Here is a 13,305-nt window from a genome sequence, read left to right on the forward strand (position 1 = left end):
CATCATATAAGAATTATGAGACACCTGAGAATTGTTTTGACCCTTCTGGCTTCAATTATTGGTTTTTGCAGTTACTCCCAAGGGATAAAAGCCTTGGTTGGAGGAACACTGATTGACGGTTTTGGCGGAGAACCTATTCGGAATTCAGTAATCTTAATTCAAAACGAAAAAATTGTGGCAGTTGGCCAGTTAGGAAGTTTGAAAATTCCTGATGGAGCCGAAGTAATTTCTACAGAAGGGATGAGTGTTTTACCTGGCCTTTGGGACATGCATGTGCATTTGATGATTAATGGTCATAGTGATTATGCTCATTGGGATAGCACTTACATTGATATTTTGGACCCTGTGATTATGCCTGCATCAGCACATCAATTATTGCTTGCAGGAGTGACAAGCGCAAGAGATTTAGGGGCGCCATTGGAAGCTAGTATCAACGTTCGCGATCGAATAAATAGAGGGGAGATTCCAGGCCCTACCATCTACGTATCCGGTCCTTTTATTCAAAAAGCTGCTTATCCTAATACAGAGGCATTTCGTTGGGGAGTAGATGGGGTAGCAGATGCCAAAGCAAAAGTTAAAAAATTGGCTGATGCTGGAGTTGATGTTATTAAATTAATTGATCAGGATCAAATGACTTTAGAAGAAGCTCAAGCTGTGGTGGATGAAGCACATAAATATGGTTTGCCGGTTGTAGGGCATTCGCATCGTCCTGAAGAAATCAGGGTGGGATTGAAAATTGGTGTGGATTGTTTTGAACATACTGGATTATCCTCAGCTCCAGAATATCCTGAAGACATCATGCAACTGATTCAGGAAAGAGCTGCTCAAATGAATAAGGGTCCTCTTTTTTGGACTCCAACTGTAGAAGGGCTGTATAACTATGAATCAGTCCGAGATAATCCTGAAAAATTGGATGACCCTTCTTGGCATTTAGACTTGCCGGATTCCATCATTTCTGATATTCAAGCTTCTTTAAAATATCCTGGAAGGATGTCTTATTTCCAATTAACTCCAGTGAGGAAACCTACTTTAGAGCGAAAGTTCAATCAATTAAAGCAAAGTGGAGTTGTAATGCTGATTGGAACTGATAGTGGGATTCCAATGAAATTCCATAGTCAAAGTACCTGGAATGAATTGGATGTTTGGGTGAATGAATTTGGATATGATCCGATCCTTGCAATTAAAGCAGCTACTTATTGGCCTTCTGTTGCCATGGGAGTATCTGATAAAGTTGGCACAATCTCAGAAGGGAAATATGCTGATATAATTGCTGTAAGAGGAGATGTTTTGAGACATATAAGCTTACTTCAGGACGTAGATATGGTCATTAAAAAAGGAAAACAAGTAAAGTGATATTCAGAAAAAGGGAGTTATTTTGATTTAAGAGCCGTTTTTAATAATAATTCTAAATTTTTTTAGTTTCCCTTTCCCTTGGACATTATAGCAGAAATTTGGCCAGCGTGATGAAAATAATGGAATAGGATATGAGAAAAAAGTCGGAATCTGTTTATATCTCCAAAGAATGGGGTAGAAACAATTCCTTTCCAATACTCATCATCTTTGTTTTCCGCCAAAATCTTCAAGTTTGAGAAACCGAGTTGGATCAGATCCTTGCTAGCTTGAATATTTTCCCCTTGTCCTTGATCTTTAAATCCCATAGTCGTGTTGGATACATCTGACTCAATTCCAAAAAAAGTTCCAAATAGATTCAAAGTCTCTCCAATGTGAAGTAAGATAAAGCCTATTGAATTCGAATCCTTATTAAGTTTCCAATTCCAATGATCTTTTCGCACATTTTTGAGCTGTGAACTTGTTAAATCTGCTTGTTTAAGCATCTCTAGTATTGCCTCTTTCATCTTTTTGAGTTTGGTTATTTTAAGAATTTCAAAACCTCTTCAACCATAGCTTTGGGTTGCTCGGCATGGAGCCAATGACCTGCATCGGAAATGAATTCCACTTCGTAATTAGGGAAGAATTTTTGCATATCATCCAAGTCTGATTGCTGAATGTAATCGGAATTTTCTCCAGCTAAAAATAAAGCAGGACCATCATAAAAGCCGCCTTCTTCTAAGGCTTTGCCAACTTCTTCAATGTTTTTAGTGATTACGGGTAAGTTAATTTTCCAAACAAAACCATTCGAATCTCTACTTAAACTTTTTAGTAAGAATTGTCTGATTCCAAGTTCTGGGATATACTGAGCGAGTATATCATCAGCCTCTTTTCTGGATTTGATAGCTTTTAGATCAAGCGCGTTTAAGCCTTCCAAAATCTTCTGATGATGTACAGAATAATAGCGAGGAGCAATATCTGCTACAATTAATTTCTCGACTCGCTCTGGGTATTTGATGGCGAAATTCATCGCTGTCTTTCCACCCATAGAATGTCCCATCAGATAAACCTGATCTAATCCCTCATCATCTAAAAACTCTTTTAAATCTTCTACCATTACTTCATAACTCCATTCATCAGAATGGGGAGAATCACCGTGATTTCGTTGATCCACCAAGTAAAGGGTAAAAGATTTTTCGAGCTCTCTGGCTATGCTAAACCAATTATCAGCAGAACCAAAAAGCCCATGAAGTATGACGAGTGGCTTATCTGAGCCTAGTTTTTTGAAGTTTAATTTCATTTGATTTTTGTTGTCAACAGTCGACAGTCAAAGGTCGACTGCCAAATATTGGAAAAGTTGAAAATGAGGGTTAAAATGAGTTTTTAAGAGCTTGTATTTTAATAGTTAACTCTTCATAAGAATTATATCGCCTTAAAAAATCATCTTCTGAAATTATTTTTCTTTTTTTTCCTAAATATAGACAGCTCACCACTTCAATTCCTGATCTAATAGCATGACCTAGAAACTTTTTAAACTCTGGGTTTGATTGTCCAGTGGATCCTTCTGCGATATTTAATGCAACAGAATCTGCCGCTCTTTGTATTTGAGTAGAAAGGATAAATCTCTCTTCACTAGGGAATGATTTAATCAGGATGCTTATTTCTGTGCTAAGTTCTATTGCCAGATTCCAAACTCTTAAATCTTCGAATTTAAATGCCATAATAATTTTGTGCTCTGAATTTTTAATTTTTTTCTAATCAAATTTGGCAGTAGTCTGTGGCCTGTTGTCAGTGGACTTAAAAATCTTCCAACTGTCTTCGATACATCTGAATAGTGTTTTCAAGACCGTAATAGAGCGCATCACAAATCAAGGCATGGCCTATGGAAACTTCATCCAAATAGGGAATGGATTTTTTCAGATACGCAAGATTATTCAGATCTAAGTCATGTCCTGCATTAAGTCCTAGGCCAAGTTCTTTTGCAATTTCAGAAACTTCTACATAAGGATTGACAGCCTTTTCTCTGTCTTGATGATACCCGACAGCGTAGGGCTCAGTGTACAATTCCACTCGATCTGTGCCGGTAAGTTTTGCGGGTTCGAAATATCTAATCTCAGGATTAATGAAAATAGAAACCCGGATTCCTGATTCATGTAGCTCAGCTACAATATCTTTTAGCATGACTTGATTGGAAATCGTATCCCATCCAGAGTTTGAAGTAATGGCATTTGGTGGATCTGGAACCAATGTAGCTTGAGCCGGTTTGACTGCTTTTACTAGCTCTATAAATCTGCGATCGGGATAGCCTTCTATGTTGAATTCTGTCGTTACCACTTTTGCCAAATCAAAAACATCCTGTCGTCGAATATGTCTTTCGTCTGGTCTTGGATGAACAGTAATTCCTTCTGCACCAAATCGTTCTGCGTCCAAAGCGACTTTGACAACATCGGGGTTATTTGCACCTCTTGCATTCCTTAAGGTGGCAATCTTGTTAATATTTACGCTGAGTTTAGTCATTTCCGGGTCGAAAAGGGTATTTTTGTTTGATTTTAACCAATAACACAAACTTAGGGCTTATGAGTTTAAAGCAGAAAGTAGATGGCGAAATAAAATCTGCAATGATTGCCAAAGATAAGGATAGATTGAGAGCATTAAGAGCAGTTAAATCTTTGATCCTTTTAGAAGAAACTAAGGGTGGCGCTTCTGGCGGTCTTTCAGAAGATGAAGAAATGAAGATTTTAACCAAAGCAGCAAAACAAAGAAAAGATTCTGCTGATATCTACAAGCAACAAAACAGAGAGGATCTCTACGCAGTGGAAATGGCGGAGCTTGAAATTATTCAGGAATTTCTACCAAAAGCACTTAGCGAAGAAGAGTTGACTGCAGCTATCCAGGCGATTGTTTCGCAAACGGGGGCTTCTAGTCCAAAAGATATGGGTAAAGTTATGGGAATAGCAAGTAAGCAATTGGCTGGAAAGGCTGATGGAAAGGCTATTGCTGATAAAGTTAAAGCAATATTAAATAGCTAAGTTGAGTACTGTTGATATCATATTACTGGTCATACTAGGGCTTGGAGCCTTTGAAGGTTATAGACAAGGATTCCTAATGGGAGTCCTTGGTCTTTTTGGTTTTGTCATTGCAATTATTTTGGGTATTTATTTTATGGATCCAATGACAGACTGGCTCCAAGAGAATGTAACTGGATTCAATTTGGGATATCCTATCACGGGTTTTCTGGTTATTTTTTTAATCACCTTGATTCTGATTAAAATTATTGGTGCGATCCTAAAGCAGGTAATGGATCTGGCATTGTTAGGATCTGTGGATGCCTTGGCAGGAGTGTTTTTAGGAATAGTCAAAGCGGCATTTTTTGTCAGCCTATTCTTTTGGCAGGCTAGCTTATTTAAACTTGATTTACCAAAACAATGGACAGAAGAATCTGAATATTTAGTTTTCATAGAGCCAGTAGCCCCAGCAATTGTCGAGGGAATTGAACCATTTTTCCCAAAGGTTGAAGAAAACTTAGAGAAGTTGGAGAAGATTGTAGATGAGATTTTAAATGATTCTACTGATTGACAATTTTGATTCTTTCAGTCATATGTTGGCTGATGTGGTCATGCAAATTGGAGCTGAATTAAAAATTGTTAGGAATGATTGCTCTCTCGAAGAAATAAATCAGCTTTATTTTTCAGGGTTAATCCTTTGGCCAGGTCCAGGAAGACCTGATGCAGCAGGTAACCTTACTGAGATTTTTAAAAGTTATTATCAAAAAATCCCCGTCTTGGGAGTTTGCCTTGGGCATCAGGCAATCGGAGAATACTTTGGAGCAAAGTTAGTTAAGAATACAATGCCTGTTCATTGGAAAGTACATTCTGTAAAGAAAGTAATAAAACACCCTTTCACTTTTGGATTACCAGGTAGGTTCAAAGCTGCCAGATATCATTCGCTCCAATTGGAAGCTATCCCCGAAGAACTTGATGTGATTTTAGAAACTGAAAAGGGAGAGGTTATGGGAATTGCCCACCAATCACTTTCCATTTTGGGAATTCAATACCATCCAGAAGCTATCTTAACGGAATATGGAATGGAATTAATCCAAAACTGGCTTATTAGAATTTTAAATTGATTTTATCTCAAATCAATTATTTCTACACCTGAGTACTTTTTAGGATCAAACACAAAATAAGAATCAGGGATGCTAGAATCTGCCTTTAGGTTTTTAAATGCATAAGAAAAAGAACCTCCTTGACCATCAAACATTTCCCAACCCAATAGGTCCTTTGTGCTTTTGTCGATCATTAACAAAACTTTTTGAAAAGGGGCATTTGGCTTCTCAGCATTCAATTCAACAACATTCACCTGTTTTCCTTGGAAGGATTTATCAGCGAGTAACACGTAATTAAATCCGCTCTCGTACATCTTGTAAATGTTTGACGGAGTCAATTCTCCTTCCATTTGGGAGACGTCGTTTATAGTTACTTCTTTGTAAGTAGGAGTTTCTATTAAAGTCCAAACGGTTTTTCCATCATTGAAAATCTCTTGCTCTGGCAGTTTTAAACGATATTGGTTTCCTTTCACCGAAATATCGCCACTTTGGCGATCGCTGGTACCTGCTTGGTCAGAGTAAGTAAAATCAAAGCTAGCAGTAAAACCCTGCATACTTTGAAATTTTTGGCTCATTCCATCTAGGATTGATTTGGCTTTTGGATCTTTTTGAGCAGAAACTTCAATTATCGAGAAAATTGAGAGAAATATTAGTAATACTATGCTTAATCTTTTCATGTAAATAAGGCTGTTGGAACGCGTTTATACAGCCATTACAAACTATTCAATAACCGTTCCAAACTAGCTTCATCTTGTATCAAGACTTCTCTTGCCTTAGATCCTTCAAAAGAGCCGACGATTCCTGCAGCTTCCAATTGGTCAATAATCCTTCCAGCTCGATTATATCCTAGTTTTAACTTACGTTGAATTAGTGATGTACTTCCTTGCTGATGCATAACGATTAGCTTTGCAGCATCGTCAAAAAGTGGGTCACGATCTGATAAATCTACATTTCCTATCGATCCATCACCTTCTTCTCCTTCGAATTCCGGCAAGAGATGCGCATCAGAATAACCTTTCTGCTCCCCAATCCAATCACAGATAGCCTCAACTTCCGGAGTATCCAAAAATGCACATTGGATACGAATCACGTCTGAGCCCAATGAAAGTAGCATATCTCCCATGCCGATGAGCTGGTCTGCGCCTCCGGCATCCAATATTGTTCGGCTATCAATTTTGGAAGTCACACGAAATGAAAGTCTGGCAGGGAAATTAGCTTTAATAATACCCGTGATTACATTTACCGATGGTCTTTGGGTGGCAACTACCAAGTGAATACCGATTGCCCTTGCGAGCTGAGCAAGTCTGGCAATGGGGGCTTCGATTTCTTTTCCTGCTGTCATCATCAAGTCTGCCAACTCATCTATGACAAGTACGATATATGGCATGAAATGATGACCATTTTCTGGATTTAGCTTCCTACCTATAAACTTTGCATTATACTCTTTTAGATTTCTCGCTCCAGCATCTTTCAAAAGATTATACCGGTTATCCATTTCTATACAAAGTGAATTAAGCGTATAGATAACTTTTTTGGTATCGGTGATGATTGCCTCTTCAGCACCGGGGAGTTTAGCTAGAAAATGTCGTTCAATTTTGTTGAAAAGAGTTAATTCGACCTTCTTTGGATCCACCAAAACAAACTTCAGCTGAGAAGGGTGTTTTTTGTAAATTAAGGAAGCCAAAATCATATTCAATCCGACGGACTTACCTTGTCCGGTAGCACCTGCCATCAGTAAGTGAGGCATTTTTGCCAAATCCGCAACGTAAACTTCGTTTGAAATCGTCTTACCTAGCGCGATCGGAAGATCTTTGTCCGAACGCATAAATTTCTCTGTTCCTAAGACCGCCCGGGCAGGAACAAGCTCTCTATTTTTATTTGGAACTTCTATACCGATAGTTCCTTTACCAGGAATTGGAGCAATTATCCGGATTCCCAAGGCCGCTAAACTCAAAGCGATATCATCCTCCAGATTCTTGATTTTTGAGATTTTTACACCTGGTTCTGGAACGATTTCATAAAGGGTGACCGTGGGACCGATAGTTGCTTTAATTTCCTGAATACCGATTTTGAAATTTTCTAAAGTCTCAACAATTTTATTTTTGTTGTCCTCAAGTTCTTGGCGTGATACAGTTACTTTTTGAACGTCATACTCATTCAATAAATCCAGTGTAGGATATTTATAGCGAGGTAAATCCAGCGTAGGATCAAATGGGTCTAGATTTTCAACTTCTGATGCAGTTTTCTCTTCTCCTGCCGCTTTGACTACAGAAAAGTTTTTTTCTTCGGTTTTTTCCTTTGGTTTATCCTCAATTTCGTCCAGGAGATTTACCTGAGAAACGCTGAAAATTTCGTCTTCCTTTTTAGAAGTTGAATCATCTACCAATTCAACATCATCATTTTTTATAATCCAGTCAGACCCATCATCCTCATATTCTTCATTATCGTCATTTTCGAGAATATCTTCACCGATGGATTTTTCGTTCTCTTTGTCAAAGGGGTTTTTTGCCGATGAATTTGCTTCGGATAATTCATCAATAAGGTCCTCTTTGGAATCGGCTTTCGCCGTAAACCATTCTAGTTTATCAATATCAAAGAAGAAAATCACAAATATCAATAAGGCTGCACCAATTAAAATAAAGGTTCCCCAACTCAGAAAATCGGCTGAAAGTTTAGCTAATTCGAAGCCAAATCCACCCGAAAGGAAACTCCAATAGGAATATCCTTCTACCAAAATGACAATGTATCCGGTCAATAATCCAAGCCAGAATGTGAAGAATAAGGCAAAGGTAGTGTAGCGGGTTAGGGAGATTAAGGAAACCTTAAAACTCCATTTAAATCCAAGAATGAAAAGGAAGGGAGGAAAAAGGAATGCTGCAATACCAAACCATCGATAGATCATCCAATGAGCCGCCTGAGCTCCTAAGTATCCGAGCCAATTATTAGAGTCCCTGGCAGCCTCTCTGATTTCATCATCCACTGGGGCATTCATGACTAAACTTTGGTCGGCAGGACCATTTATCAAGTAACTGATGAAAGCTATAAAAAGGAATATTCCGATTGACATCAATAATATTCCAAGGGTTAAAACCAACTTGGAGCTCTTGATTTTACCAAAAGAAAATCTAGTGCCTTTTGATTTTGAGGCTGTTTTCTTTTTAGTAGTTTCTCCTTTTTTTCTAAAAGTATTGGTCCTTGGTGAATTGGTGGCCATGTATTCCTTTAAAATCCGATTTTAAGATAAGATGATTGGATTGAGATTGGCAATTTATCGAGAAAAATAAGCCAATAATCCTTTCTTGATCTTTTTGATCAACCTAGGTCCCTCATAAATCATGCCCGAGTATACTTGAATCAAGCTTGCACCAGCCTCTAACTTCTCAATTGCATCATTTACTGAATAGATTCCTCCTACTCCAATGATTGGAAATGCTTTGTTGGATTTTTCAGCTAGATATCTGATTACTTCTGTACTTCTTTTTCCTAAAACTTTTCCTGAAACTCCTCCCGCTCCTATTGCTTCTACCTCTGAAGGATCTGTTCTCAATTGCGATCGGTCAATCGTCGTATTGGTCGCTATGACTCCGTCGATTTTAGTCTCCTTAACAATTTCTACTATATCATCTAGCTGTCCATCTGTCAAATCTGGAGCAATTTTCAACAAGATCGGTTTTGGCTTTTCTTTTAAATCATTTGCAGTTTTTACTGCTTGCAATAGTTTCTTAAGAGGTTCTTTTTCCTGAAGATCCCGAAGATTTGGAGTGTTTGGAGAACTAACATTGACAACAAAATAATCGACATAAGGATGGAGGGCATCGAGGCAGATCAGATAATCATCCACAGCATTCTCATTTGGAGTCACTTTGTTTTTACCAATGTTTCCTCCTACAATGACATCCGATTTCCTCTTTTTTAATCGCTCCACTGCATTTAAAACGCCACCGTTATTGAATCCCATGCGATTGATCAGTGCTTCATCTTGAGGAAGTCTGAACAGACGAGGAAGTGGATTTCCTTCTTGAGGTTTTGGTGTCAAGGTGCCAATTTCAATAAAACCAAAACCAAGCATCGCCATTTCATCAATCAGCTTGGCATCTTTGTCAAATCCAGCTGCCAATCCCACAGGGTTTTTGAATTTTAAACCAAAGACTTCTCTTTCCAATCGGGGATCTTCCAATTGAAAACTAGCTTTGACGATCGACTTTATGATGGGAAAGTTGAAAGTGAGCTTGGTAAGATCGAAAGTAAAATGGTGGGCATCTTCAGGCTTTTTAAGAAAGAAGAGAGGTTTCAAGATGGATTTGTACACGGCTGGTGGTTCTTTTCTATGCACAAAGTTAATCAAAGCTAATTTGGAAACTTAACAAATAATTAGATTATGAACTCAAATGGCTACCAATTTGACAGATTATTCTCAGCATTTTTTTATTTATAGTTTTTTCCTAAAGCTTTATTTCCTAGGATGAAAATCAGTAAGCACCTGCCTTAAATAATCCCGATCCAGATGCGTATAAATCTCCGTCGTGGTGATACTTTCATGACCGAGCATTTCCTGAACAGCACGAAGATCTGCCCCTCCTTCGATGAGGTGCGTTGCAAAAGAGTGGCGAAACGTATGCGGAGAGATGTTCTTTTCGATTCCCGCTTGTTCTGCGGTTTTTTTGATGATTAAAAAGATCATCACACGGGTAAGCTTTTTGCCTCGGCGATTTAAGAACACATATTCTTCATGACCTTTGGCAATTGTCTGATGTACTCGGACTTCATTTTTATAAATATTAAGGTATTTCAGCGCATCTTTTCCGATAGGCACAAGTCGTTCTTTATTGCCTTTTCCAACCACTTTCAAAAAACCTACATCTTCAAATACTTGTCCTTTTTTTAATTCAATCAATTCAGAAACCCGAAGTCCTGAGCTGTACAGCATTTCCAGCATGGCGCGATTACGATGGCCTTCTGGTTCTCCCAAAGGTATGGCTTCGAGAAGCTGCACGATTTCCTGATAACTCAGCGTGTCCGGAAGCTTTCTTCCCAGTTTTGGAGCCTCTAGGAGTTGGGCAGGGTCTTCTGAGATTTTATCCTCATACATCAAAAAGCGGTAAAAAGCCTTAATTCCTGAAATGATTCTGGCTTGTGTATAGTCAGAGATTTCGACTTGAGCTAATTCATTCACAAATTTCCGTAGATGCTCCAACTCCAGGTTTAAAGGACTTTTATCTGGGAAGTTTTTGGAGCTATAGGCAGCTAGCTTCTCCACATCGCGAGTGTAAGCTTCAATGGAGTTTTCACTCAGAGAGCGTTCCAATTTCAAATAATGGCGAAATTGTTTGATATGATTTTCCCAGGTTTTAAGCATCCGAAGATTTAAAAATGAAAATATTGGAAAATTAGGTGCTAAAGTTGGAAGGTTCAAATGTGGAAAGGTTTTAACTTTCCAATCTGAAACCCATTACATTTGCAACTACATCATCAAACCGAATTTTGTTTTGAAAATACTGATCATCAATGGCCCAAATCTAAACCTTCTTGGAAAAAGAGAGCCTGAAGTATACGGAAGCACTTCTTTCGAAGAATATTTTGAGGAATTGAAAAATACTTTTCCTGAAATACATCTCGAATATTACCAAAGCAACGTGGAGGGAGAATTGATCAATAAAATTCATGAAGTTGGGTTTACTTATGATGCCATATTGCTGAATGCCGGTGGTTATACACATACTTCTGTGGCAATTTCAGATGCCATTGCTGGAGTGACTACCCCGACTTTGGAAGTCCATATTTCCAATATTTACAAAAGAGAAGAATTCCGTCACAAGAGTATCATTTCCAAATCATGTGTGGGAATGATTTCAGGTTTAGGCTTGAAAGGCTATGAATTGGGAATCAGATATTTTCTATAAACCTCAGACCTATGTTAACTTTTGCTCCAGGACCATCTAAAGTGTATGATGCCCTTCCCAACTATCTTCAAGAGGCTTATGAAGCAGGTGTTTTGAGTGCAAACCACCGAAGTAATGCTTTTATGCATTTGTATCAGGAAACTGAATCATTAATGCGGGAGAAGCTCCACATGCCGGATAATTACAAATTGCTTTTTACTTCCAGTGCCACGGAAAATTGGGAGATTATCACCCAATCCATCGTGGAGCGTGCTAGTTTTCATATTTACTCAGGATCTTTTGGAAAGAAATGGATTGGCTTTGCAAAGCATATTAATCCGGCAACAGCTGGTCTAAAAATCAAGGCCAATCAAGCAATCGATGTAGCAAATCTTGAAATTTCAGAGGATTTTGATCTAATAGCATTGACTCAAAATGAAACTGCCAATGCAACACAAGTACCGATGTCAGTGATCGAAGCAATCAAAGAAAATTATCCTGAAAAAATGATTGCTGTTGACACCACCTCATCAATGGCCGGGATTGAATTTGATTTCAGCTTGGCTGATATTTGGTATGCATCCGTGCAAAAGTGTTTTGGTTTACCTGCAGGACTAGGGATTCTTATCGTCTCCCCAAAGGCCATTGAAAAATGTGAATCAAAAGGAGAAAGTGGGCGATACAATAGTCTAAGCTTTATCCTTGAAAATGCTATGGGATACCAAACGCATTATACCCCAAATGTTCTTGGGATATATTTACTTAATCGTGTATTAAAGGATTTACCAGAAATACAGCATATCGACACAAATCTCCGAGAGAGAATGAAACAGTTGGAGGATTGTATCGCAAAGACCAAATCACTTCGAATGCTTGTAGACAATGCTGAAACCAGAAGTACTACGGTCTTGGCGGTCACGGGCCCTGAAGATTTAATTAAGACAGTGAAAAAAGATGCTGAAAAAGAAGGAATGCAATTAGGATCAGGTTACGGCCCTTTGAAGGCTACGAGTTTCAGGATTGCAAATTTTCCAGCAATCACCAATGCTGAGATGAATAAGTTGATTAGTTTTCTATCAAGGTATTAAAGAAAATCAGAAGGCTAAATTCAAAAATCTAAGTAAATTCAATGGTTCAAGTTTATAAACTTGGACCATTTTTGTTTACCGCAGAGGTGCAGAGTTCAAGAAGAATATCGTGATGTTTTTTTAATAATTACTATATGATTTAGTATTAGTCATTTCGAACGAGGAGGGAGGACGAGGAGAAATCTGAGGAGACTTGGAAAGGAGAGATTTCACCTCCTTTCAGTCGTCGAAATGATATGTTGTTCTTAATTTCTTAATTCAGAAATTATATCTCCGTATTCAGAAATTACCTACTTTCGCGGCATGTTTGATTACAAAGAGATTTTATCTGTTTCCCTGATCTTATTTTCTGTGATCGATATATTGGGATCTATTCCTATTATTGTGAATTTAAGACAGAAAGTAGGGCATATTCAGTCCGAGAAAGCCACTTTGGCTGCAGGGATTTTAATGATTCTTTTTCTTCTCGCAGGTAAGGCTATTCTGAATCTTTTTGGAATAGGTGTTGAGGATTTTGCGATAGCAGGAGCATTAATCATATTTGCTATAGGAGCTGAAATGATCTTAGGTGTCGAACTTTTTAAATCAGATCCAGATGCGACAAACAGTGCTTCCATCGTACCGATAGCATTTCCTTTAATTGCTGGAGCCGGCACACTAACTACCATTTTAACCTTAAAAGCAGAATTTGCACAGGTCAATATTGCTATTGGAATTCTTTTGAATTTGATATTGGTTTATATCGTATTGAAAAGTACAGGTTGGCTTGAACGAAAAATAGGAAAAACAGGTTTGGATGTCCTGAGAAGGATTTTTGGGATTATTTTGCTTTCCATAGCAGTAAAGATATTCAAGACAAATGCTTTCCCAATCGGTGTAGATTCCGGAATTTAAAGCTTCTCTC

At 38.2% G+C, this 13,305-nt stretch carries 15 protein-coding genes; 7 read left to right on the top strand and 8 right to left on the bottom strand.

The annotated features are described in order from the left end of the window. Window positions 1-15: 15 nt before the first annotated feature. A complete protein-coding gene (locus AAGF08_RS06705; RefSeq protein WP_343510376.1) occupies window positions 16-1,353 on the top strand; it encodes an amidohydrolase family protein in 1,338 nt (445 codons plus the stop codon). Between the two features lie 62 nt (window positions 1,354-1,415). Here the strand turns inward: AAGF08_RS06705 and AAGF08_RS06710 are convergent, their stop codons facing one another. The 4 genes from AAGF08_RS06710 to AAGF08_RS06725 form a co-directional block, all read right to left on the bottom strand. Further along, window positions 1,416-1,856 (bottom strand): DinB family protein, encoded by a 441-nt coding sequence (locus tag AAGF08_RS06710; protein ID WP_343510377.1) that lies wholly within the window; start codon window positions 1,854-1,856, stop codon window positions 1,416-1,418. A 14-nt stretch (window positions 1,857-1,870) separates the two neighbouring features. Further along, on the bottom strand, window positions 1,871-2,629 hold the full coding sequence (locus tag AAGF08_RS06715) for an alpha/beta fold hydrolase (protein ID WP_343510378.1): 759 nt from the start codon (window positions 2,627-2,629) through the stop codon (window positions 1,871-1,873). Between the two features lie 70 nt (window positions 2,630-2,699). Then, window positions 2,700-3,050 carry a four helix bundle protein gene (locus tag AAGF08_RS06720; protein WP_343510379.1) on the bottom strand — a complete coding sequence of 117 codons (351 nt, stop codon included), beginning with the start codon at window positions 3,048-3,050 and terminating at the stop codon, window positions 2,700-2,702. Window positions 3,051-3,126: 76 nt separating this feature from the next. Then, window positions 3,127-3,846: a pyridoxine 5'-phosphate synthase gene (locus tag AAGF08_RS06725; RefSeq protein WP_343510380.1), complete on the bottom strand. Its 720-nt coding sequence runs from the start codon at window positions 3,844-3,846 to the stop codon at window positions 3,127-3,129. A gap of 59 nt (window positions 3,847-3,905) precedes the next feature. Between AAGF08_RS06725 and AAGF08_RS06730 the strand changes: the two genes are divergently transcribed. Genes AAGF08_RS06730 through AAGF08_RS06740 form a run of 3 tightly spaced genes read left to right on the top strand, consistent with a single transcriptional unit; the run spans window position 3,906 to window position 5,455 of the window. Next, on the top strand, window positions 3,906-4,358 hold the full coding sequence (locus tag AAGF08_RS06730; RefSeq protein WP_343510381.1) for a GatB/YqeY domain-containing protein: 453 nt from the start codon (window positions 3,906-3,908) through the stop codon (window positions 4,356-4,358). A gap of 1 nt (window position 4,359) precedes the next feature. Then, window positions 4,360-4,905: a CvpA family protein gene (locus AAGF08_RS06735; protein WP_343510382.1), complete on the top strand. Its 546-nt coding sequence runs from the start codon at window positions 4,360-4,362 to the stop codon at window positions 4,903-4,905. Continuing rightward, window positions 4,889-5,455: an aminodeoxychorismate/anthranilate synthase component II gene (locus AAGF08_RS06740; protein ID WP_343510383.1), complete on the top strand. Its 567-nt coding sequence runs from the start codon at window positions 4,889-4,891 to the stop codon at window positions 5,453-5,455. The genes AAGF08_RS06735 and AAGF08_RS06740 overlap by 17 nt, the downstream gene beginning before the upstream one ends. 2 nt (window positions 5,456-5,457) lie before the next feature. Here the strand turns inward: AAGF08_RS06740 and AAGF08_RS06745 are convergent, their stop codons facing one another. From AAGF08_RS06745 to xerD, 4 genes are all read right to left on the bottom strand, one after another. Then, window positions 5,458-6,111: an outer membrane lipoprotein carrier protein LolA gene (locus AAGF08_RS06745; protein WP_343510384.1), complete on the bottom strand. Its 654-nt coding sequence runs from the start codon at window positions 6,109-6,111 to the stop codon at window positions 5,458-5,460. Window positions 6,112-6,146: 35 nt separating this feature from the next. Further along, entirely contained in the window at window positions 6,147-8,648 is a 2,502-nt protein-coding gene (locus AAGF08_RS06750; RefSeq protein ID WP_343510385.1) for a DNA translocase FtsK, read from the bottom strand. Window positions 8,649-8,702: 54 nt separating this feature from the next. After that, the gene (locus AAGF08_RS06755) at window positions 8,703-9,743 is read right to left on the bottom strand and encodes a quinone-dependent dihydroorotate dehydrogenase (protein ID WP_343510386.1); all 1,041 of its coding nucleotides are present in this window, start codon (window positions 9,741-9,743) and stop codon (window positions 8,703-8,705) included. Window positions 9,744-9,884: 141 nt separating this feature from the next. Next, window positions 9,885-10,790, bottom strand: coding sequence for a site-specific tyrosine recombinase XerD (gene xerD / locus AAGF08_RS06760; RefSeq protein WP_343510387.1), 906 nt, complete (start codon window positions 10,788-10,790; stop codon window positions 9,885-9,887). A 130-nt stretch (window positions 10,791-10,920) separates the two neighbouring features. Here xerD and aroQ point away from each other — a divergent pair, with 130 nt between their 5' ends. The 3 genes from aroQ (at window position 10,921) to AAGF08_RS06775 (ending at window position 13,295) form a co-directional block, all read left to right on the top strand. Continuing rightward, complete coding sequence (gene aroQ, locus AAGF08_RS06765) at window positions 10,921-11,334, top strand: type II 3-dehydroquinate dehydratase (RefSeq protein ID WP_343510388.1); 414 nt, start codon at window positions 10,921-10,923, stop codon at window positions 11,332-11,334. Window positions 11,335-11,345: 11 nt separating this feature from the next. Continuing rightward, window positions 11,346-12,401 carry an aminotransferase class V-fold PLP-dependent enzyme gene (locus AAGF08_RS06770; RefSeq protein ID WP_343510389.1) on the top strand — a complete coding sequence of 352 codons (1,056 nt, stop codon included), beginning with the start codon at window positions 11,346-11,348 and terminating at the stop codon, window positions 12,399-12,401. Between the two features lie 303 nt (window positions 12,402-12,704). Further along, the gene (locus tag AAGF08_RS06775; protein WP_343510390.1) at window positions 12,705-13,295 is read left to right on the top strand and encodes a MarC family protein; all 591 of its coding nucleotides are present in this window, start codon (window positions 12,705-12,707) and stop codon (window positions 13,293-13,295) included. Window positions 13,296-13,305 lie beyond the last annotated feature (10 nt).

This window comes from Algoriphagus sp. SE2, assembly GCF_039563885.1.
Taxonomy (GTDB): Bacteria; Bacteroidota; Bacteroidia; order Cytophagales; family Cyclobacteriaceae; genus Algoriphagus.